Source organism: Pseudomonas sp. H2_A10 (assembly GCF_054680085.1).
The window spans coordinates 868,881-888,565 of record NZ_CP162821.1; the positions used below are offsets into that span (position 1 = coordinate 868,881).

Annotated in this window: 19 protein-coding genes and 1 pseudogene; 8 read left to right on the plus strand and 12 right to left on the minus strand. The window is 62.2% G+C overall.

The window, feature by feature from the left end:
* Positions 1-89: 89 nt before the first annotated feature.
* Positions 90-416: an ElaB/YgaM/YqjD family protein gene (locus AB4O23_RS03895; RefSeq protein WP_003170746.1), complete on the plus strand. Its 327-nt coding sequence runs from the start codon at positions 90-92 to the stop codon at positions 414-416.
* Here AB4O23_RS03895 and AB4O23_RS03900 read toward each other — a convergent pair.
* Positions 413-1,308 (minus strand): annotated as a pseudogene (locus tag AB4O23_RS03900) (LysR family transcriptional regulator). The gene AB4O23_RS03895 and the pseudogene AB4O23_RS03900 sit on opposite strands and share 4 nt — an antisense overlap.
* 110 nt (positions 1,309-1,418) lie before the next feature.
* On the opposite strand from AB4O23_RS03900, the gene trpB reads away from it, so the two are divergent.
* Both trpB and trpA read left to right on the plus strand, forming a co-directional pair.
* On the plus strand, positions 1,419-2,645 hold the full coding sequence (gene trpB, locus AB4O23_RS03905; protein WP_068937957.1) for a tryptophan synthase subunit beta: 1,227 nt from the start codon (positions 1,419-1,421) through the stop codon (positions 2,643-2,645).
* Positions 2,645-3,454 carry a tryptophan synthase subunit alpha gene (trpA, locus tag AB4O23_RS03910; protein ID WP_460062296.1) on the plus strand — a complete coding sequence of 270 codons (810 nt, stop codon included), beginning with the start codon at positions 2,645-2,647 and terminating at the stop codon, positions 3,452-3,454. The genes trpB and trpA overlap by 1 nt, the downstream gene beginning before the upstream one ends.
* A 39-nt stretch (positions 3,455-3,493) precedes the next feature.
* On the opposite strand, the gene AB4O23_RS03915 is transcribed toward trpA, so the two are convergent.
* From AB4O23_RS03915 to AB4O23_RS03940, 6 genes are all read right to left on the minus strand, one after another.
* Positions 3,494-4,804, minus strand: coding sequence for an MFS transporter (locus tag AB4O23_RS03915; protein ID WP_116078025.1), 1,311 nt, complete (start codon positions 4,802-4,804; stop codon positions 3,494-3,496).
* A 115-nt stretch (positions 4,805-4,919) separates the two neighbouring features.
* A complete protein-coding gene (gene dgoD, locus AB4O23_RS03920) occupies positions 4,920-6,068 on the minus strand; it encodes a galactonate dehydratase (RefSeq protein WP_003170741.1) in 1,149 nt (382 codons plus the stop codon).
* A 42-nt stretch (positions 6,069-6,110) separates the two neighbouring features.
* Positions 6,111-6,737 carry a 2-dehydro-3-deoxy-6-phosphogalactonate aldolase gene (locus AB4O23_RS03925; protein ID WP_017528706.1) on the minus strand — a complete coding sequence of 209 codons (627 nt, stop codon included), beginning with the start codon at positions 6,735-6,737 and terminating at the stop codon, positions 6,111-6,113.
* Between the two features lies 1 nt (position 6,738).
* Positions 6,739-7,698, minus strand: coding sequence for a 2-dehydro-3-deoxygalactonokinase (locus AB4O23_RS03930; RefSeq protein WP_065879204.1), 960 nt, complete (start codon positions 7,696-7,698; stop codon positions 6,739-6,741).
* Between the two features lie 166 nt (positions 7,699-7,864).
* Positions 7,865-8,191 carry a DOPA 4,5-dioxygenase family protein gene (locus AB4O23_RS03935; RefSeq protein ID WP_017528704.1) on the minus strand — a complete coding sequence of 109 codons (327 nt, stop codon included), beginning with the start codon at positions 8,189-8,191 and terminating at the stop codon, positions 7,865-7,867.
* Positions 8,192-8,222: 31 nt separating this feature from the next.
* Positions 8,223-9,173: a choline sulfate utilization transcriptional regulator gene (locus tag AB4O23_RS03940; RefSeq protein ID WP_065879205.1), complete on the minus strand. Its 951-nt coding sequence runs from the start codon at positions 9,171-9,173 to the stop codon at positions 8,223-8,225.
* A gap of 103 nt (positions 9,174-9,276) precedes the next feature.
* Between AB4O23_RS03940 and betC the strand changes: the two genes are divergently transcribed.
* From betC to AB4O23_RS03955, 3 genes are all read left to right on the plus strand, one after another.
* The gene (gene betC, locus AB4O23_RS03945; RefSeq protein ID WP_068937958.1) at positions 9,277-10,791 is read left to right on the plus strand and encodes a choline-sulfatase; all 1,515 of its coding nucleotides are present in this window, start codon (positions 9,277-9,279) and stop codon (positions 10,789-10,791) included.
* Between the two features lie 16 nt (positions 10,792-10,807).
* The gene (choX, locus tag AB4O23_RS03950) at positions 10,808-11,722 is read left to right on the plus strand and encodes a choline ABC transporter substrate-binding protein (protein WP_065879207.1); all 915 of its coding nucleotides are present in this window, start codon (positions 10,808-10,810) and stop codon (positions 11,720-11,722) included.
* A gap of 99 nt (positions 11,723-11,821) precedes the next feature.
* The gene (locus AB4O23_RS03955; protein WP_460062304.1) at positions 11,822-13,390 is read left to right on the plus strand and encodes a SulP family inorganic anion transporter; all 1,569 of its coding nucleotides are present in this window, start codon (positions 11,822-11,824) and stop codon (positions 13,388-13,390) included.
* A 108-nt stretch (positions 13,391-13,498) separates the two neighbouring features.
* Here AB4O23_RS03955 and aroE read toward each other — a convergent pair whose 3' ends face one another.
* Both aroE and hemF read right to left on the minus strand, forming a co-directional pair.
* The gene (gene aroE, locus AB4O23_RS03960) at positions 13,499-14,317 is read right to left on the minus strand and encodes a shikimate dehydrogenase (protein WP_065879209.1); all 819 of its coding nucleotides are present in this window, start codon (positions 14,315-14,317) and stop codon (positions 13,499-13,501) included.
* Complete coding sequence (gene hemF, locus AB4O23_RS03965) at positions 14,317-15,249, minus strand: oxygen-dependent coproporphyrinogen oxidase (protein ID WP_017528698.1); 933 nt, start codon at positions 15,247-15,249, stop codon at positions 14,317-14,319. The genes aroE and hemF overlap by 1 nt, the downstream gene beginning before the upstream one ends.
* Positions 15,250-15,407: 158 nt before the next feature.
* Here hemF and AB4O23_RS03970 point away from each other — a divergent pair, with 158 nt between their 5' ends.
* Complete coding sequence (locus AB4O23_RS03970; RefSeq protein ID WP_065879210.1) at positions 15,408-16,385, plus strand: quinone oxidoreductase family protein; 978 nt, start codon at positions 15,408-15,410, stop codon at positions 16,383-16,385.
* A 44-nt stretch (positions 16,386-16,429) separates the two neighbouring features.
* On the opposite strand, the gene AB4O23_RS03975 is transcribed toward AB4O23_RS03970, so the two are convergent.
* The 3 genes from AB4O23_RS03975 to AB4O23_RS03985 all read right to left on the minus strand — a co-directional run bounded on the left by AB4O23_RS03975 (position 16,430) and on the right by AB4O23_RS03985 (position 19,007).
* Entirely contained in the window at positions 16,430-16,987 is a 558-nt protein-coding gene (locus AB4O23_RS03975; protein WP_017528696.1) for an L-threonylcarbamoyladenylate synthase type 1 TsaC, read from the minus strand.
* Between the two features lie 76 nt (positions 16,988-17,063).
* Complete coding sequence (gene dprA, locus AB4O23_RS03980) at positions 17,064-18,167, minus strand: DNA-processing protein DprA (protein ID WP_017528695.1); 1,104 nt, start codon at positions 18,165-18,167, stop codon at positions 17,064-17,066.
* A 63-nt stretch (positions 18,168-18,230) separates the two neighbouring features.
* Positions 18,231-19,007: a hypothetical protein gene (locus AB4O23_RS03985; RefSeq protein ID WP_017528694.1), complete on the minus strand. Its 777-nt coding sequence runs from the start codon at positions 19,005-19,007 to the stop codon at positions 18,231-18,233.
* 135 nt (positions 19,008-19,142) lie between these two features.
* Here AB4O23_RS03985 and def point away from each other — a divergent pair, with 135 nt between their 5' ends.
* Positions 19,143-19,649, plus strand: a complete 507-nt coding sequence (gene def, locus AB4O23_RS03990) for a peptide deformylase (protein ID WP_003187273.1) — start codon at positions 19,143-19,145, stop codon at positions 19,647-19,649.
* The last annotated feature ends 36 nt before the right edge of the window (positions 19,650-19,685 follow it).

A 19,685-nucleotide genomic window follows, 5' to 3' on the forward strand; every position in this document is an offset into this window, starting at 1 on the left:
TCCTACGTGAAAGTTCAGATTTACTGCACTTTCTGAGACCGCTGGAGTCGGTATCTACACACGCCACTCAATCACTTCAGGAGATCCACATGGCCAATACTTCTTTACGCAAAGCATCGCTGGAAAGCATGGAAGCCGAGATTTCGAGCCTGCTCAAGTCCCTTGAGAGCCTCAAGGACGATGCGTCCGATGAGTCGCGCAAGACCCTGAAGGCCTTGAAAAGCAACGCCGAGAATGCCCTCAAGCACTCGCGCCACCTGATCAGCGACGCCTACGAAGAAAGCAAAGTCAAAATCCGCGAAACCGGCGTTGCCACTCGCGACTACGCCCAGGAGCACCCATGGACTACAGCCGGTGTCGCTGTTGGCGCGCTGGGCCTGCTGGCGGCTTACCTGCTGTGCAAACGCGGTGACTAAGTCGGTTGGCGCATCAACTCAGCCTTGAGCCACTGCGCCAACTGCCGAGCGCGCCCGTCCGCGGCGCGCTTGGGCAGCCACAGCGCCAGGTGCGCCGGGGTTTCACTGAAACCCCACGGCGCCACCAGGCGACCCGCACGCAGGTCCTCTGCCACCAGCGGCTGCGGTGCAATTGCTACGCCCAAGCCCGCGACGGCTGCCTCCAGCAAATAATACAAATGCTCAAAACCCTGGCCGTGTTTCAACGCATCGGGCGCCATATCGTGTTGCCGCGCCCAAATAGGCCAGGCCTGCGGGCGCGAGGTGGTGTGCAACAACGCTTCGCCGCACAAGGCTGATGCCGGCGCCCGGCGCAGGCGCTCATAACCGGCAAAACGCGGGCTCATCACCGGGCCGATACGCTCGCTGGCCAGTTCATACACGTGCATATCCGTCGGCCAGGGCGGCTCGGCGAAGACCAGCAAAGCGTCCAGCCCAGGGCGGCGCGGGTCCAGGTCGCCATCGCCCGCCGACAGGTGCAGGCGCAAGTCAGGCAGGTCGGCGTTCAAGCGGCCCAAGCGCGGGATCAGCCAGCGCGCCAGCAAACTGCCCGAGCAACCCAGCACAAACGGCGCATCCGCGCTGCGTTGGGTGAGTTCAACGCACACGTCCCTTAAACGCTCAAACGCTTCGAAGCTGGCATCACGCAGCCGAGCGCCGGCATCTGTGAGTTTAATGCCTCGCCCATCCTTGCTGAACAGACTGACACCCAGGTGTTCTTCCAGCACTTTAAGCTGGCGGCTCACTGCCCCGTGGGTCACGTGCAGTTGCTCGGCAGCCTGGCTGACGCTGTTGAGCCGCGCGGTGGCTTCAAACGCACGCAGGGCATTAAGGGGGGAAGGTCGCGGCTCATCTGTGAGTTTTCCTGACGGGTTGCGGCGATCTTATCGGTTTTCACCCTTGCGCGTCAGGGGTAGAGTGGCCCTCATTGTTTCCTACACCCCTTCTTCCCTGGAGCGTCCCATGAATCAGTCCCAGACCGATCTACGCAACGGCCCCGACGCCAACGGCCTGTTTGGCGCGTTTGGCGGCCGTTATGTCGCTGAAACCCTGATGCCGTTGATCCTCGACCTGGCCCGCGAATACGAAGCGGCCAAGATCGATCCGGCGTTCAACGAGGAGCTGGCCTACTTCCAGCGCGACTACGTAGGTCGCCCGAGCCCGCTGTACTTCGCCGAGCGCCTGACCGAGTTCTGTGGTGGCGCCAAAATCTACCTCAAGCGCGAAGAGCTCAACCACACCGGCGCGCACAAGATCAACAACTGCATCGGCCAGATCCTGCTGGCGCGGCGCATGGGCAAAAAACGCATCATCGCCGAGACCGGCGCCGGCATGCACGGCGTAGCCACCGCCACCGTGGCGGCGCGCTTTGGCCTGCAATGCGTGATCTACATGGGCACCACCGACATTGAGCGCCAACAGGCCAACGTATTCCGCATGAAGCTGCTGGGCGCCGAAGTGATCCCCGTGGTCGCCGGCACCGGCACCCTCAAGGACGCAATGAACGAAGCCCTGCGTGACTGGGTGACCAACGTCGACAGCACGTTCTACCTGATCGGCACCGTGGCCGGCCCGCACCCGTACCCGGCGATGGTGCGCGACTTCCAGGCGGTGATCGGCAAAGAAACCCGTACTCAGTTGCAAGCCCAGGAAGGCCGCCTGCCGGACAGCCTGGTGGCGTGCATCGGTGGCGGTTCCAACGCCATGGGCCTGTTCCACCCGTTCCTGGACGACACCAGCGTAGAGATCATCGGCGTTGAAGCCGCCGGCCACGGCATCGAAACCGGCAAGCACGCCGCCAGCCTCAACGGCGGCGTACCGGGCGTGCTGCACGGCAACCGCACCTTCCTGCTGCAAGACGACGATGGCCAGATCATCGACGCCCACTCGATTTCCGCCGGCCTCGATTACCCAGGTATCGGCCCGGAACACGCCTGGTTGCATGATATCGGCCGCGTCCAATACACCTCGGTGACCGATGACGAAGCCCTGGAAGCCTTCCATAAATGCTGCCGCCTGGAAGGGATTATTCCTGCACTGGAAAGCGCCCATGCCCTGGCCGAAGTGTTCAAACGCGCACCCAACCTGCCCAAGGATCACCTGATGGTGGTCAACCTGTCCGGCCGTGGCGACAAAGATATGCAGACCGTGATGCACCACATGGAACAGTCCAAGCAGGAGAAACACTGATGAGCCGCCTGCAAACGCGCTTTGCCCAGCTTAAAGAACAAAACCGCGCCGCCCTGGTGACCTTCGTTACCGCCGGCGACCCGGGGTACGACGCCTCCCTGGCGATCCTCAAGGGTTTGCCGGCCGCCGGCGCCGACGTGATCGAGTTGGGCATGCCCTTCACCGACCCGATGGCCGACGGCCCAGCCATCCAGCTCGCCAACATCCGCGCGCTGGAAGCCAAGCAAAACCTGGCGAAAACCCTGCAGATGGTCCGCGAGTTCCGCAAAGACAACAACGACACCCCGCTGGTGTTGATGGGCTACTTCAACCCGATCCACAAATACGGCGTACCGGCGTTTATCGCTGACGCCAAAGCGGCCGGCGTCGACGGCCTGATCGTGGTCGACATGCCGCCCGAGCACAACGGCGAGCTGTGCGACCCGGCCCAGGCCGCCGGCATCGACTTTATCCGCCTGACCACCCCGACCACCGACGACGTGCGTCTGCCGACCGTCCTCAACGGCAGCTCCGGCTTTGTGTACTACGTGTCGGTCGCCGGTGTGACCGGCGCCGGTGCCGCCACCCTGGAACACGTCGAAGAAGCCGTGACCCGCCTGCGCCGCCATACCGACCTGCCGATCAGCATCGGCTTTGGTATCCGCACGCTGGAACAAGCGGCGGCCATCGCGCGCCTGGCCGACGGCGTGGTGGTGGGCTCGGCGCTGATCGATCACATCGCCAACGCCGGCAACGAACAGCAGGCGATTGATGGCGTGTTGAGCCATTGCGCGGCGCTGGCCGAAGGCGTGCGCAACGCACGCAAGTAAGGCTTGCCGTGGCGAGGGAGCCTGCTCCCTCGCCGCCGTTTATTGGTCCAGCTTGATCCGCTCGACCTTGCCCACCAGCAATATGTAGGACAGCGCCCCCAACAACGCCAGCACGGCGATGTAGGTGATCGCCGGCGCAAACGAATCGCCGCTGGCCAGAAAGCCGATCACGATCGGCGTGGCAATCGCCGACAGGTTGCCGATGAAATTAAACACGCCGCCGGTCAGGCCCAGCAACCGTGCCGGTGCCAGGGTCGATACCAGCGACCAGGTAATCGACGCCAGCCCGTTCCCGAAGAACGCCACCGCCAGGAACGCAATCACCCACGCCGTCGAGTCCACGTAGTTGGCGCCGATGATCGCCGTGGAAATCAACAGCCCGCCAATGATCGGCAACTTGCGCGCAAAGCCCACCGAGGCGCCCCGGCGAATCAGCCAGTCGGAAAAAACCCCGGAACACAGCACACCGACAAACGCCGCCAGGAACGGCAACGACGCCAGCAGGCCGGACTTGATGAAGTCCATGCCGCGATACTTCACCAGGTAGGTCGGAAACCACGTCAGGAAAAACCACAGCGTGGAGTTCAGGCAGAACTGCCCAAGGTAGATACCCCAGAGTTTGCGCTTGCTCAGCACGATACCCAGGTCCACCCAACTGAACGGCGCCTTGGCGGTTTGCGCCTGCATGTCCACCAGGCCGCCGCCGTCGCGGATCAACTGGATTTCAGCCTGGTTGGCGCCTTTAAAGTCCTTCGGCTCGCGGTACACCGCGTACCAGATCACCGCCCACAGGATGCCGACGCCGCCGGTGGTAACAAACACCATGTGCCAGCCGAACTCATGTTGCAGCCACGCCAGCACCGGCGTGAGAAACGCCAGCCCGACGAATTGCCCCGAGGTGTAAAAGCCAATCGCCGTCGCACGCTCGCGCTCGGGAAACCAGGTAGTGACCACGCGGCTGTTGATCGGGTAGGCCGGCGCCTCCAACGCACCGACGGCCATGCGCAGCACGAACAGCGCGATGAAACTGGCGGCAAAGCCCAGCATCACGGTGGCGATGGACCACAGCAGCAGGGCGGCGGTGTAGAGAATACGCGGCGGCACCCGGTCGACCAGCCAGCCGCCGGGGATCTGCATGGCAGCGTAGGTCCAGCCGAATGCCGAGAAAATCAGGCCGACATGCACCGGGTCGATGCCCAACTCGCTGGTGAGCGCCGGGGCGGCAATCGACAGGTTGCTGCGGTCGAGGTAGTTGATGACCACGGTGATGAACAGCAGCACCATGATGAAGAAGCGCTTTCGGCTAGGCGTGACTAAAGAAGCCTGTCCGGTGAGGGATTCAGGGTGCATGGGAAGTGCCTCTTTTTATGTTTATTGAGGACGGACTTACTGATGAAACCGAATCAAAATGTGGAAGAGAGCAAGCCCCCTGCCACATGTTTAACCGTGTTCCTTCAGGAGGGAATCACCACTCGGCAAAGCTGCCGTCGGCATGGCGCCAGATCGGGTTGCGCCAGCGGTGGCCGATGGCGGCGCGCTCGATCACGTATTCCTCGTTGATCTCGATGCCCAGGCCCGGCCCGTTGGGGATCTTCACAAAGCCCTGGTCGTAGTCGAACACACCGGGGTCACGTACGTAGTCGAGCAGGTCGTTGCTCTCGTTGTAGTGAATGCCCAGGCTTTGCTCCTGGATAAACGCGTTGTAGCAAACCGCATCCAGTTGCAGGCAAGCGGCCAAGGCAATCGGGCCCAGTGGGCAGTGCAGGGCCAGGGCCACATCGTAGGCTTCGGCCATGTTGGCGATCTTGCGGGTTTCGGTGATGCCGCCGGCGTGGGAAGCATCCGGCTGGATGATGTCAACATAGCCTTCGCTGAGCACACGCTTGAAGTCCCAACGCGAGAACAGGCGCTCGCCCAGGGCGATCGGAGTACTGGTCAGCGGCGCCAGTTCCTTGAGGGCTTCGTAGTTTTCGCTGAGCACGGGCTCTTCGATAAACATCAGCTTGTACGGGTCCAGCTCCTTCATCAGCACCTTGGCCATGGGCTTGTGCACGCGGCCATGGAAGTCGACGCCGATGCCGACGTTAGGGCCGACCGCATCACGCACGGCCGCCACGTTGGCCAGGGCCAGGTCGACTTTTTCGAAGCTGTCGACGAACTGCAATTCTTCGGTGCCGTTCATTTTCACGGCGGTAAAGCCACGGGCCACCGCCTCTTTGGCCGCGCGGGCGGTGTCGGCCGGGCGGTCGCCACCGATCCACGAATACACGCGGATCTTGTCGCGTACCTGGCCACCGAGCAGGTCGCTGACGGAAACGCCGAGGGCCTTGCCCTTGATGTCCCACAGCGCCTGGTCGATACCGGCCAGCGCGCTCATGTGCACGGCGCCGCCGCGGTAGAAACCGCCCCGGTAGAGCACGGTCCAGATGTCTTCGATATTGCGTGGGTCTTTGCCGATCAGGTAGTCGGACAGTTCCTCAACGGCAGCGGCCACGGTGTGAGCGCGGCCTTCGACCACGGGCTCACCCCAACCGGTCACGCCCTGGTCGGTTTCGACCTTGAGGAAGCACCAGCGCGGCGGGACGATAAAGGTCGTCAGTTTGGTGATTTTCATCTGTTATCTCTCTTATCGATGCGGCGCCTGTGGGCGCGGAATTTAATCTCGGCTCAGGGCTTTCCAGGCGGCGACGTACGCCTGGGCGCGGCTCGCGACCTGATCCACGGTCATGCCCGGCTTGAACAACCCGGACCCCAGCCCGAACCCTTTGGCGCCAGCGTCGGTGAACACCTGCATGTTGTCCGGGTTAATGCCGCCCACCGGGAGCAGCAACGTGCCCTGCGGCAGTACCGCCAGCCACGCCTTGATCACCGCCGGGCCCATTTGCTCGGCCGGGAACAGCTTCAACACATCGGCCCCTTCGGCCAATGCGGCGAAGGCTTCGGTGGGCGTGGCCACACCCGGCGACAGGTACAGGCCCGCCGCCTTGGCCGCGCGCAGTACCTTGGCATCGCTGTGGGGCATGACGATCACCTGGCCGCCAGCGGCTTTCACCTGCTCAACCTGTTCAGGCGTCAACACCGTACCGGCCCCGATCAGGCAATCGGCGGGCAGGCTGTCACGCAGGGTGCGGATGCTGGTGTAAGGGTCCGGCGAATTGAGCGGGACTTCGATCACGCGAAAACCGGCGTCGTACAGCACCTGGCCGACAGCCTTGGCTTCGTCCGGGCGTACACCGCGCAGGATCGCGATCAAACCGTTTTGTGCGAGTGCTTGCTTGAGCATGTCAGGCCTCCGATACAGGTTGAATGAGCCCGGCCGCCACGGCCAGTTGCCACAGGCCGCGCTCGGTGGCTTCCTGCGCCAGGCTGACAGGGGCGAAGCCGCACAGGGCGAGCGCGCGTTGATAGCGGGCGCAGAGGGGGGCGGCGCCGACCAGGATGATCGGCATGTGTTTTGCGCGGCCCGGCAGGCCCGCGAGTTCGTGGCCGATCAACAGGCCGGACAGGTAATCGGGCTGCTGTTCCGGCGAGAGGGCGGCGGTCAGGCCGAGGGTGCGCGCACTGAACAGCGTCGACAGCACACCCCGCGCGCCCTCGTCGGACAGCGCCACCTGCACGCCCCGGTCAAAGGCCGCGGCCTGGAATGTCTCGGAAGGCTTTTGGGTACGGCCCAGCAGGCTGTGCTTGCTCAACACCGCGAACACTTCGCCGGTCATAAAGGTGTCGAAGTGGGTGATGCGGCCGCCCACCACCTCGACCCACTTGGAATGGCTGCCCGGCAGGCCAATCAACACTTCGGCCCCCAGCCCCTGCAACACACCCAACACCTGGGTTTCTTCGCCGCGCATCACATTGGGCAAGCCGACCTGCTCGATCACACCGGGCACAATATGCACCTCGACACCGCGCAGGCTGCGCACGTTGTGCAGTGCCTGGCCCAGGCTTGCGACATCGACTGGGGTAGTGCGATACGCCGCCTCGCTCCAGCCCTGGGCACTGCCAACCATGCCGCAGGCGATCACCGGCAAGCCAGGTTCAGCGTCGAGCCAATCCCCGCAGGCCGCATCAAAGGCCAATTCGAAGCCATCGCTGCACAGCACGCCGGCGATCTTCCGGGCTTCTGTGGGCAGATGCATGATGCCTGACGCCAGTGAGCGTTGTTCCAGCACCACGCCTGCGGGGCCGAGTTTGTAAGCACGAAGGGAGCTGGTTCCCCAATCGAGCGCGATCAATTGCGCCTGCATCGCTTCACCTGAAATGAGTGGGTGCTGAAAAAAGCAGATGGGCGAATATAAACCTAAGCCTGGCGACATCTCAATATATAAATATCAATCCCATATATTGGGATGCGACCGCAGAAATCCCGCTCTCCTTCACAGAAATTGAGGGGGTTGCACATCGAGAAGAGGGTTAAAAAACAGACAGATCCAGCGTACGCATCGCGCCCAGCCAGATGGCGTGATCGGTGTGGTCCTTGAGCTCATCGCCGGTTTCAGGGTGCAGGAACACCACCAGCCCATCGCGATGCAGCGCCAGCCACGGCAGCACCACGCCGATGTATTCGGCGTCGAACGCCAGCTGGCAGCTCCAGTCCGGGTGCGGGCCGACGGGGCGCTCATGCACGCGCCCCATGCGCAACGGGAACAGTGTTGCGGCGTCTTCACACAGGCTGCGCGCCTGATCGATCGTATTGGCATCGAAGTAGATGTGGGCGTGATAGCCCTTGATACGTTGCATGAGGAACTCCGGATCCACTGTGCGCCAGATGCTAGACCGCAATCGACGGCAGGGCCAGCCCGGTCAATGACTGCGCGCTGCTGGCCTGCTCCGCCACCAGCCAATCGACAAAACGCTCAACCAACTGCCCGCGACGTTTGCGCTGGGGCTGCACCACGTAATAGCCGAAACGCGAGATGACCGTGTTGCTGATCGGTCGGCAGAGCCAGTTCTGCTCCAGCAGGTTATCCACCAAATGCCGCCAGCCGATGGCCACGCCCTGGCCGGCAATCGCCGCCTGGATCAGCAAGGTGTAGTTATCGAAGCGCAGTTGGCCAGGCGTGGGGGCGGCGGTGATACCCAGTTCGCGGAATACGCCGCTCCAATCGAACCATTGGCTGTTGTTTTCCTGGCGCAGGTGCAGCAAAGGAACATCGTGCAAATTGTGCAAGGTCAGCGGTGTGGCCTGGTCCTTGAGCCACTGCGGGCTGCACACCGGGAATACTTCTTCGTTGAACAGCCACAGGCTGTCGCCCTGTTTGAAACGGCCATCGCCAAACAGCACCGCTACGTCGATATCGCTGCGCAAGGTGGCATGGTTGCGCTCGCTGGTGACCAGGCTCACATCCACGTGCGGGTTGGCCTGGTGGAAGCGATGCAGGCGCGGCATCAGCCAATAGGCGGCGAAGGCAAAGTCGGTGGCCACTTGCAGCACTTCGTGCTGGTCCTGCTGAGTGATCGCGCTGAGACCTTGGTTGATGGTTTGCAAACCGCCTTGCACATGCTCGAACAGCAAGGCGCCGGCGTCGGTCAGCTCAATGCCGCGGTAGATGCGATCAAACAGGCGAATCGCCAGTTGTTCCTCGAGGCGCTTGATCTGTTGGCTGATCGCCGGCTGGGTGGTGCCCAGCTCCATGGCCGCCGCTGTAAAGCTGCGATGACGGGCTGCGGCTTCAAACGCGCGCAGCAGGTCGAGGGACACATCGCCAAGGGCTTCATACATAAGCTGTGCTTATCCTAGACATTGCTTTTCATGGGCTTTACCCCATTTTCCATGGGCTGCATGCTCACTGGCATAAACACCGCCTATGGAATGCCAAGCCCCCATGAAGCGCAAGAACATTCTTTTCATCATGGCCGATCAAATGGCCGCGCCGCTGCTTCCGTTCTACGGTTCTTCGCCCATCAAGCTGCCGAATCTGAGCCGCCTCGCCGAGCAGGGCGTTGTGTTCGACGCCGCCTATTGCAACAGCCCGTTGTGCGCGCCGTCGCGCTTCACGCTGGTCAGCGGGCAATTACCGAGCAAGATCGGCGCCTATGACAACGCGGCGGATTTTCCCGCCGATGTGCCCACCTATGCGCACTATCTGCGACGCCTCGGCTACCGCACCGCGCTGTCGGGCAAGATGCATTTTTGCGGCCCCGACCAGTTGCACGGTTATGAAGAGCGCCTGACCAGTGACATCTACCCCGCCGACTATGGTTGGGCGGTGAATTGGGATGAGCCGCACGTACGCCCCAGCTGGTACCACAACATGTCCTCGGTGCTGCAAGCCGGGCCATGCCTGCGCACCAACCAGCTGGACTTCGACGAAGAGGTGGTGTTCAAGGCGCAGCAGTACCTGTTCGACCATATTCGCGAGGACGGCGACCAACCGTTCTGCCTGACCGTGTCGATGACCCATCCCCACGACCCGTACACCATTCCCAAGCCGTTCTGGGACCTGTACGACGAGAGCGACATCCCTTTGCCTGCAACCCCGGCACAGTGTGATCTCGACCCCCATTCCCAGCGCCTGCTCAAGGTCTACGACCTGTGGGACAAGCCGCTGCCTGTGGATAAGATCCGCGATGCACGCCGCGCCTACTTCGGTGCCTGCAGCTACATCGACAGCAACGTCGGCAGGCTGTTGCAGACCCTGGAAGACACCGGCCTTGCCGACGACACCATCATTGTGTTCTCCGGCGACCATGGCGACATGCTCGGCGAGCGTGGCCTCTGGTACAAAATGCACTGGTTTGAAATGGCCGCCCGCGTGCCGCTGCTGGTCAGTGCGCCGGGGCAGTTTGCGGCGGGGCGCGTATCAAAAGCCGTGTCCACCGCCGACCTGTTGCCCACGCTGGTGGAGCTGGCCGGCGGCGAGTTGGACCCACGCCTGCCGCTGGACGGGCGCTCGCTGGTGGCGCATTTGCAAGGGCAGGGCGGGCACGACGAAGTGTTCGGCGAATACATGGCCGAAGGCACTATCAGCCCGCTGATGATGATTCGCCGGGGCGCCTACAAATTCATCTACAGCGAAGACGACCCGTGTCTACTGTTCGACGTACACAACGACCCAGGGGAGCAGGAAGAGCTCAGCCAGTCGCCACAGCATCGGGCGCTGTTTGCAGCCTTCCTGAACGAGGCGCGGGCCAAATGGGACATCCCGGCGATCCATCAGCAGGTACTCGCCAGCCAACGCCGCCGTCGCCTGGTATTCGAGGCGCTGACCCTGGGCAAGCTGAAGAGCTGGGACCACCAGCCGCTGGTGGACGCCAGTCAGCAATACATGCGCAACCATATCGACCTCGACGACCTGGAGCGCAAGGCACGTTATCCACAACCCTGCCAAAACCAATAAATACAGAGGGAAGGCCATGCAAAAGTTAACGGTAGTGCTGGGCATTCTGGCGTTAAGCAGCGCCAACGTGTACGCGGACGCCAGCTGCGAAACAGTGAAAATGGCCGATCCCGGCTGGAGCGACATCGCCGCGACCAACGCCATCACCGGTTTTCTGCTGACGGGCATGGGCTACAAGGCCAAGGTCGACACCCTGGCGGTGCCGATTACCTTCGGCGGGCTCAAGGACGGCCAGGTGGATGTGTTCCTCGGCAATTGGATGCCGGCGCAGCAGGGGTTCTACGACAAGTTCGTGGCCAATGGCGATGTCGTGCAATTGGCCAAGAACCTCGACGGCACCGAGTTCACCCTCGCCGTGCCGGACTACGTGTGGGACGCCGGTGTGCATGAGTTTGCCGACCTGAACAAATTCGCCGACAAGTTCGACAAGAGGATCTACGGCATTGGCTCCGGCGCGCCGGCGAACATCTCGTTGCAGGAGATCATCAAGAAGAACGACTTTGACCTGGGCCAGTGGAAGCTGATCGAGTCCAGCGAACAGGCGATGCTCGCCGAAGTGTCCCGGGCAGTGAAGAAACAGCGCTTTGTCACCTTCCTCGGCTGGACGCCGCACCCGATGAACGTGCAGTTGAAAATGCACTACCTCAAGGGCGGCGAGAAATATTTTGGCGCTACCGGTAGCGTGTACACCCTGACCCGCAAAGGGTACGCCCAGGCCTGCCCGAACGTAGGAAAACTGCTGACCAACCTGAGTTTCACCCAGGAGATGGAGAACAGCATCATGGCGCAGGTGGCCAACAATAAGCTCAGCAATGCCGAGGCGGCGAAGGCGTGGATCAAGGCCAACCCGGCGGTGCTGGACAAATGGCTGGAGGGCGTAAAAACCGTGGATGGCCAGGATGCGCTGGCGGCGGTCAAAGCCAAGCTCTAAGGCCTGACACTGTCCCAATGTGGGAGGGAGCAAGCCCCCTCCCACAGGGATTGGCGTGTACTGATACCCTTGAGTCAAACCTTTTCAGCCGAGTTATAAATGCCCCGGCCCTACCGCCACACACTCTTTCCTTTCCTGAGTTGGCTGCCGCGCCAAACCCGCGCCAGCGTCGGCCGGGACGCGATGGTCGGCCTCAGCGGCGCCGTGCTCGCGTTGCCGCAGTCGATTGCCTACGCATTGATCGCCGGCCTCCCACCGGAATATGGCCTGTACGCCGCCATCATCCCGGTGCTGATCGCGTGTCTGTGGGGTTCGTCCTGGCACCTGATCTGCGGCCCCACGGCGGCGATTTCCATCGTGCTCTACGCCAGCGTCAGCCCGCTGGCCGTCCCTGGGTCACAGGACTACATCACGCTCATCCTGTTGCTTACCTTCCTCGCAGGCGTTTTCCAGTGGTTGCTGGGCATGCTGCGCTTCGGTGCGCTGGTGAACTTCGTCTCCCATTCGGTGGTGTTGGGGTTCACCCTCGGCGCCGCCGTGGTGATCGCCCTTGGGCAGTTGCCCAACCTGCTGGGCCTGGTTTTGCCGAGCCAGGCCACGGCGATCAACAGCCTGCTGGCGCTGATCGACCATAGCGGCGAGTGGGACCACGCCTCACTGGCCCTGGGCCTGGGCACGTTGCTGGTGGGTGCATTGCTTAAGTCTCTGGTGCCACGCTGGCCGACGTTATTGATTGCCCTGGCATTGAGCAGCCTGGCCGCATGGCTGTGGCCGGCGGTATTCGGGCACGTGGCGCGGGTCAGTTCGTTTATCGGCAAACTGCCGCCGTTCAGCCCGTTGCCAATGGACCTGGACATGATCCTGCGCCTTCTACCCAGTGCCGTGGCGGTGGGCATGCTGGGGCTGGTGACCAGCCTGTCGATTGCGCGCTCGCTGTCGGCCCGTTCACAGCAATTGCTCGACGCCAATCAAGAAGTACGTGCGCAGGGTTTATCCAACATCGTCGGCGGATTTTTCTCCGGTTACGTGTCGGCTGGTTCCTTTACCCGCTCAGGCCTGAGCTATGAAGCCGGGGCCTGTTCGCCGTTGGCCGGGGTGTTTTCGGCGTTGTGGGTGGCGCTGTTTGCAGTGTTTGGCGCGGCGTTGATCGCGCATATCCCGATTCCGAGCATGGCGGCGAGCATCCTGTTGATTTGCTGGGGCCTGGTGGACCATCGCGGCATCCGCGCGCTGTTCCGGGTCAGCCGCGCCGAGTTTGTGGTGATGAGCCTCACCTGTGTCGCCACCTTGCTGCTGGAACTGCAAACAGCGATCTATGCCGGCGTGTTGGCCTCGCTGTTTTTTTACCTCAAGCGCACCTCGCAGCCGCGGGTTCAACAATGGCGAGATGTAGACGAAGACGTGCTGCGGGTCGGCGGTTCGATCTTTTTTGGTGCCAGCCACTATCTGCAGGTGCGCCTGCAAAGCCTGCAGGGCGAAAGGGTGGTGATCGAGGCGCAGCAGATCAACTTTATCGACTATTCCGGGGTGGAAATGCTGCACCAGGAGGCACGGCGGTTGCGCGGTCTTGGACGCAGTTTGACATTGCGCCGAGCCAGGCCGCAGGTGGTGGATGAGTTGAAGAAGCTGGAGGGGGCCGATAAGTGCCCCATCCATTTTGAAGACTGAACGCGGTTAAAAAATGTGGGGCTTGCTCCCGATATAGGTGGACCAGTCTAAATCTCTTTGACTGACACACCGCTCCCACATGATGACTGTGCCCACTCTGGATAGGCGTTAGGCCAACTGGCGGCGCATCTGCGCCAATACAGGCGCCGAATCCGGGCGCACACCGCGCCACAGGAAGAAAGCTTCAGCCGCCTGTTCCACCAGCATGCCCAGGCCGTCCATCGCCACCGCTGCCCCCTGCTTGCTGGCCCAGCGGCAAAACGCAGTCGGCTCCTTGGCGTACATCATGTCGTAGCAGAACGTCTTGCCCGGTTCGATCAGGCTGCCGGCAATCGGCGGTACATCGCCTGACAGGCTGGCGGACGTGGCGTTGATGATCACGTCCACCGGCTCACGCAGCCAGTCGAAACCGCTGGCGGACACAGGGCCAAGGTCATCGAACAATTCGGCGAGTCTCTCGGCCTTTTCCACGGTGCGGTTGGCGATGATCAACGAAGAAGGCCGCTCGGCCAGCAACGGCTCCAGCGCCCCGCGTACCGCGCCACCGGCGCCCAGCAACAGGATGCGTTTGCCTTGCAGACTCAACCCGGCGTTTACCGTCAGGTCACGCACCAGGCCCGCGCCGTCGGTGTTATCGCCCAACAAGGTGCCGTCGGCCAACTTGCTCAAGGTATTTACCGCGCCAGCGCGTTGAGCGCGTTCGGTGAGGCTGTCGGCCAGCCGGTAGGCGTCTTCCTTGAACGGTACGGTGACGTTGGCGCCACGGCCTTGCACAAAGAACTCACGAGCGCAGCCGGTGAAATCCTCCAGCGGCGCGAGCAAGGTGCTGTAGTCCAGTTGTTCGCCGGTCTGCTCGGCGAACAGGCGGTGTATCAGCGGCGACTTGCTGTGACCGATGGGGTTGCCGAAGACGACATATTTATCCATCAGACGGCCGCCTTGGGCGCGGCAAGGCCGAGCCAGTCGCGGTCTTGCAGGAAGTAATCGGTGAGGCGTGCTTCTTCGCTGCCGGCTTCGGCCTTCCAGTCGTAGCTCCAGCGCACTTGCGGCGGCAGCGACATAAGGATCGACTCGGTACGCCCGCCCGATTGCAGGCCGAACAGGGTGCCCCGGTCGTAGACCAGGTTGAATTCAACATAGCGGCCACGGCGAAATTCCTGGAATTCGCGTTGCTGCGCGGTATAGGCCATGGCTTTGCGGCGCTGCACGATCGGCAGGTAAGCGTCGATGTAAGCGTCGCCGATGGCGCGGATGAAGGCGAAGCAGGTGTCGAACCCCCACTCGTTCAAATCATCGAAGAACAGGCCGCCGATGCCACGTGGCTCGTTGCGGTGCTTGATATGGAAATACGTGTCGCACCACGCCTTGTAGCGCGCGTACACGTCCGGGCCGAACGGCGCACAGGCCTGCTCGGCTACGCGGTGCCAGTGGATGCAATCTTCTTCGTTGCCGTAGTAGGGCGTGAGGTCGAAGCCGCCACCGAACCACCATACCGGCTCTTCGCCTTCTTTTTCGGCGATGAAAAAGCGTACGTTGGCGTGGGAAGTCGGTACATGGGGGTTGTGCGGGTGGATCACCAGGGACACGCCAAGGGCTTCAAAGCCGCGACCCGCCAGTTCAGGACGATGCGCGCTGGCGGAGGGTGGGAGGCCGCTACCAAAGACGTGGGAAAAGTTAACGCCGCCTTTTTCGATCACCGTGCCGTCTGCGATCACACGGGTGCGACCGCCGCCGCCGGCAGGCCGGGTCCAGGCGTCTTCGATAAAGCGAGTATCCGTCTCGAAGGTTTCCAGGGCGCTGCAAATGCGGTCTTGCAGGTCGAGCAGGTAGGCTTTGACAGCCTCGGTGCGAGTAGTCATGACATCACCTTGAATCGGGCAGCGCTACGCGAGGCCAGGGGCCTCGGCGGCAAATGGGCGCACAGGATAGCACTGCACCCAGGTTCACCGCAGTTGACGAGGATCAAGCTTAGGAGTCCGATAGGGGGCTACGCGAATTCGACCCAAGGAGAAGGAAGATGGCCAAACGTATCCAGTTCAGTGCCCATGGTGGCCCCGACGTACTTGAATATGTGGACTACACGCCGGCAGAGCCTGGCCCGCAACAGGTTCGAGTGCGTAACGAGGCGATTGGCCTGAACTTCATCGACACCTATTTTCGCAGTGGGCTGTACGCACCGCCGGCCTTGCCATCGGGCCTGGGGGCGGAAGGCGCCGGCGTGGTGGATGCCATCGGCAGCGAAGTCAGCCAATTCAAGGTCGGCGACCGCGTGGCCTACGGCAGCGGCCCACTGGGTGCCTACAGCCAATTCCACGTGCTGCCCGCCGCCAACCTGGTGCACCTGCCGGACGACATCAGCTTCGAACAAGCCGCCGGTGCCATGCTCAAGGGCCTCACCGTGCAATACCTGCTGCGCCAGACGTATGAACTGAAGGGTGGCGAAACCATCCTGTTCCATGCCGCAGCGGGTGGCGTGGGTTCCCTGGCCTGCCAATGGGCCAAGGCCCTGGGCGTGAAGTTGATCGGCACCGTCAGCTCGGCGGAAAAAGCCGCCGTGGCCAAATCCCTCGGCGCATGGGAAACCATCGACTACAGCAAGGAAAACGTCGCACAGCGCGTGCTGGAATTGACTGACGGCAAAAAGGTACCGGTGGTGTACGACGGCGTCGGCAAGGACACCTGGCTGACCTCCCTCGACAGCGTCGCGCCACGTGGGCTGGTAGTGAGCTTCGGCAATGCGTCAGGCGCCGTAGATGGGGTGAACCTGGGAATTCTGTCGGCAAAAGGCTCGCTGTACGTCACCCGGCCCACGCTGGCGACGTACGCCAACAATGCGGAAAACCTGCAGATGATGGCGGACGATCTGTTTTCGATGATCAAAAGCGGCAAGGTGCGCATTGATATCAACCAGCGGTATCCGCTGGCAGACGCGGCGAAGGCGCAGACGGAGTTGTCGGCGCGGCGTACCACGGGCTCGACGATTTTGCTGCCTTGACTGCCCGTTGTGGCGAGGGGGCAAGCGCCCTCGCCACAAAAGCACTACGACGGACGCACCACATCGCCCGTCACCAGGTCACGGATCAGGCTGGGGTTCTTGCGCCCGCCCAAGGCGCCACCCAAGACCACGTCCACCTGGCCGCGGAAATACTGCTCCACGCGAATCCGCGTGCGGGCAGCCGGGCGGCCCTGAGGGTTGGCCGAGGTGGAAATCAACGGCCCCACCAGTGAACACAAATCCCGCACCAATGGGTGATCGCTGACCCGCAGCGCCACCGTGTCATGCACGCCGGTCACCCATTCCGGCAACAAATCCTGATGAGGCACCAGCCAGGTATTCGGCCCCGGCCAGGTGCTCGCCATGCGTTCGATCCACGCATCGGGGAAGTCTTCAAACAGAAAATCGAACTGGCGAATATTGTCGGCAACCAGGATCAGGCCCTTGTCCACCGAGCGATTTTTGATCGCCAGCAGCCGGTCCACCGCTTCTTCGTTCCAAGGGTCGCAGCCCAGGCCCCAGACCGCCTCGGTTGGATAGGCAATCACCGCGCCTGCGCGAATTTCTCGTGCGGCTTCTTGCACACGCCACCTGTTGACCATGGTTTAACTCTCCAGACTAAGCTCTGGGCAGTTTACCGATCTTCATTACAAAACCCAGTTCCAATAAAACGAGTCGCTACAAAAGCTGACAGCGCGCAACCCAGCGCCCGCTTTCGCAGATCACCTGGCCTTCCAGCTCCAACTCCGTGAGGTTCGCCAACACCTGAGACAACGGCCGCCCGCTGGCAATCGCCAAGGCTTCACTGGTGTGGGGGGCGGCGTGCAGCAGCGCCACCAGCGGGTGCGTCACCGGCAACGGGGCCGGACGCGACAAGGCCTGCCAGCCGCGTAAACCTTCGAGAATGTGCTCGATGGTCTCCACCAGCGTCGCGCCCTCGCGGATCAACTGGTGACAGCCCTTGGCACCGGGATGATGAATCGAACCTGGGATCGCATACACCTCACGCCCCTGCTCGGCGGCCAGTTTTGCGGTGATCAACGAGCCGCTGGCCATGCTGGCTTCCACCACCAATACGCCCAGGGACAGGCCACTGATGATCCGATTACGCCGGGGAAAGTTACTGGCCTGGGGCGGGGCGTCCAACGGGAACTCGGAAACCACCGCGCTGCCTTGGGCAATCATCGCGGCAGCAAGCCGTCGGTGGCGCTGTGGATAAAAATTTTCCAGCCCCGTGCCCAGTACGCCGATTGTGTGGCCTCCCACATCCAACGCCGCTTGATGCGCCGCGCCATCAATGCCCAGGGCCAAGCCGCTGGTGATGACAAAACCGGCACTCGCCAGGCTGCGGGAAAACGCCGCGGCGGTGTCCATGCCGGGGCGCGAGGCACGGCGACTGCCGACCATCGCCAGTTGCGGTTTTTCCAGGATTGCGGGGTCGCCGGCGACGAACAACAGCGGCGGTGCATCGTCGATCTGCGCCAGCAGCGCGGGGTACTCAGGTTGGTCCCACATCAACAAATGCTGGGCCGGGCGCGCCAGCCAAGCCAATGCCTCGCTGGCACCGTCGCGTATTTCAGGGCTGCGCCGAGCTTCGGCGCTGAGGGTTGGCAAGCCCAGCGCACGCCAGGCACTGGCGGGGGCACTGATGGCTTTTGAAGCGCTGCCGAACGCTTCGATCAATAAGCGAAAACGCTTGGGCCCCAGTTCCGGGAGCCTGTGCAGGCGTAGCCGTGCTTCCAGTTCTGACGGGGAAATTGGGTGGCTGTTTGTCGGATACATCGGATCATCCTTGACCGGAACAAGCTGTGGATAACTCTGTTGGTAACTTATTTAGCAGGCTATTTATTGCGATTGACGAACCGTCTCGAAACGGTCCAACACCGCCAGCGGATGCGATGCGCTGAGCACCAGGCCGTAGCTGAGCTTTTCAAACGTGCGGAACACCAGCAGAGTGCCGGCGCGCTCGTCGGGCAGTGTTACGGGCGCATTCGTGAGCGTGTCGCGCACGGTGGCGCCGGTCTTGATAACGGTCAGCAGCTGGCCTTCGACCAGACCGTCGCGCCGGCCTTTGTTCAGGGTGATGGCGTCGAGCACGCCGATTTGGGTAACGCCTTTGGGAATGTCGATAATCTGCCCCTGGACGAAGGGCGCAGGCTTGAGCGCTTGCACATGTGCCAACTCAATGGGCGCCAGGGCATGGAGCAGACGGTCGCCGGGGCGTATCTCCCGGGTGGCCCGCTGCACGGCCAGGGTGCTCAGATCGCCGGCATTCACAAAGCGTGCGCTGCCGATATCGTCGACGTTGAGGCCCAGCAGCTCCTGGGTCTCCGGGTCGGTATAAACCCTGCCTCGGCGAAAGATCCCATAGCTGGGCTGAGTCGGGTCCAGGTTGCCCCTGGCGTACACACGCTCATCATTGGCGCCCAACACATGACCGGCGCCCGCCGCGACGATGTAGGGCGCGCGGTCCAGGTCCTGCGGTGTATCGAGAATGCGGTTATGCAGTAAAAAGCGCTGGATGGCCTGTTGCGTCGGTTGATCCAGACGCTGGCCGGGCGGCGGCAGCAGGGCCATTGCGAACGGCGCCCACAGCAGCAAGACGAGTAGCGATTTCCTCATGGGGTGAATCTCCTTTATTATGTGCGTTCGCGTGAAATGCCAGAGCCTTCGCGGCTTTGGGGCGTTTCACACCGGCCATGTGGGTCCATCCCACCGCCGATTTGCCTCTACCTCACATGTGCAGCAATTACGCTTATGGCTATTTTGAACATCCTCGAATTCCCCGACTCGCGCCTGCGCACGATCGCCAAACCGGTGGCCGTAGTGGACGACAAGGTTCGTCAGTTGGTCGATGACATGTTTGAAACAATGTATGAAGCGCCGGGCATCGGCCTCGCCGCCACCCAGGTCAACGTGCATTTGCGCGTCGTGGTCATGGACCTGTCCGAGGATCGCAGCGAACCGAGGGTATACATCAACCCCGAGTTCGAACCACTGACCGAAGAGATGGGCGAGTACCAGGAAGGTTGCCTTTCGGTGCCGGAGTTCTACGAGAATGTGGAGCGCCCGTTGCGCGTGAAGATCAAGGCGCTGGACCGCGACGGCAAGCCGTTCGAGCTGATTGCCGAAGGCCTGCTGGCGGTGTGCATCCAGCACGAATGCGACCACCTCAACGGCAAGCTGTTTGTGGATTACCTGTCCACACTCAAGCGCGACCGGATCAAGAAGAAGCTGGAAAAAAAGCATCGCCAGCAAGCTTGATGCCCTCCTTCCAAAGGCTTGCTGCGGCAAGCCTTT

Excerpts from the sequence above, each read along its gene's own strand:
- AB4O23_RS03985 (WP_017528694.1), bottom strand. The coding sequence starts at position 19,007 with ATGAGGAAATCGCTACTCGTCTTGCTGCTGTGGGCGCCGTTCGCAATG.
- dgoD (WP_003170741.1), bottom strand. The coding sequence starts at position 6,068 with ATGAAAATCACCAAACTGACGACCTTTATCGTCCCGCCGCGCTGGTGC.
- choX (WP_065879207.1), top strand. The coding sequence starts at position 10,808 with ATGCAAAAGTTAACGGTAGTGCTGGGCATTCTGGCGTTAAGCAGCGCC.
- AB4O23_RS03975 (WP_017528696.1), bottom strand. The coding sequence starts at position 16,987 with ATGGTCAACAGGTGGCGTGTGCAAGAAGCCGCACGAGAAATTCGCGCA.
- AB4O23_RS03970 (WP_065879210.1), top strand. The coding sequence starts at position 15,408 with ATGGCCAAACGTATCCAGTTCAGTGCCCATGGTGGCCCCGACGTACTT.
- dprA (WP_017528695.1), bottom strand. The coding sequence starts at position 18,167 with ATGTATCCGACAAACAGCCACCCAATTTCCCCGTCAGAACTGGAAGCA.
- hemF (WP_017528698.1), bottom strand. The coding sequence starts at position 15,249 with ATGACTACTCGCACCGAGGCTGTCAAAGCCTACCTGCTCGACCTGCAA.
- trpB (WP_068937957.1), top strand. The coding sequence starts at position 1,419 with ATGAATCAGTCCCAGACCGATCTACGCAACGGCCCCGACGCCAACGGC.
- betC (WP_068937958.1), top strand. The coding sequence starts at position 9,277 with ATGAAGCGCAAGAACATTCTTTTCATCATGGCCGATCAAATGGCCGCG.
- AB4O23_RS03935 (WP_017528704.1), bottom strand. The coding sequence starts at position 8,191 with ATGCAACGTATCAAGGGCTATCACGCCCACATCTACTTCGATGCCAAT.
- def (WP_003187273.1), top strand. The coding sequence starts at position 19,143 with ATGGCTATTTTGAACATCCTCGAATTCCCCGACTCGCGCCTGCGCACG.
- trpA (WP_460062296.1), top strand. The coding sequence starts at position 2,645 with ATGAGCCGCCTGCAAACGCGCTTTGCCCAGCTTAAAGAACAAAACCGC.
- AB4O23_RS03940 (WP_065879205.1), bottom strand. The coding sequence starts at position 9,173 with ATGTATGAAGCCCTTGGCGATGTGTCCCTCGACCTGCTGCGCGCGTTT.
- AB4O23_RS03915 (WP_116078025.1), bottom strand. The coding sequence starts at position 4,804 with ATGCACCCTGAATCCCTCACCGGACAGGCTTCTTTAGTCACGCCTAGC.
- AB4O23_RS03930 (WP_065879204.1), bottom strand. The coding sequence starts at position 7,698 with ATGCAGGCGCAATTGATCGCGCTCGATTGGGGAACCAGCTCCCTTCGT.
- AB4O23_RS03925 (WP_017528706.1), bottom strand. The coding sequence starts at position 6,737 with ATGCTCAAGCAAGCACTCGCACAAAACGGTTTGATCGCGATCCTGCGC.
- aroE (WP_065879209.1), bottom strand. The coding sequence starts at position 14,317 with ATGGATAAATATGTCGTCTTCGGCAACCCCATCGGTCACAGCAAGTCG.
- AB4O23_RS03955 (WP_460062304.1), top strand. The coding sequence starts at position 11,822 with ATGCCCCGGCCCTACCGCCACACACTCTTTCCTTTCCTGAGTTGGCTG.
- AB4O23_RS03895 (WP_003170746.1), top strand. The coding sequence starts at position 90 with ATGGCCAATACTTCTTTACGCAAAGCATCGCTGGAAAGCATGGAAGCC.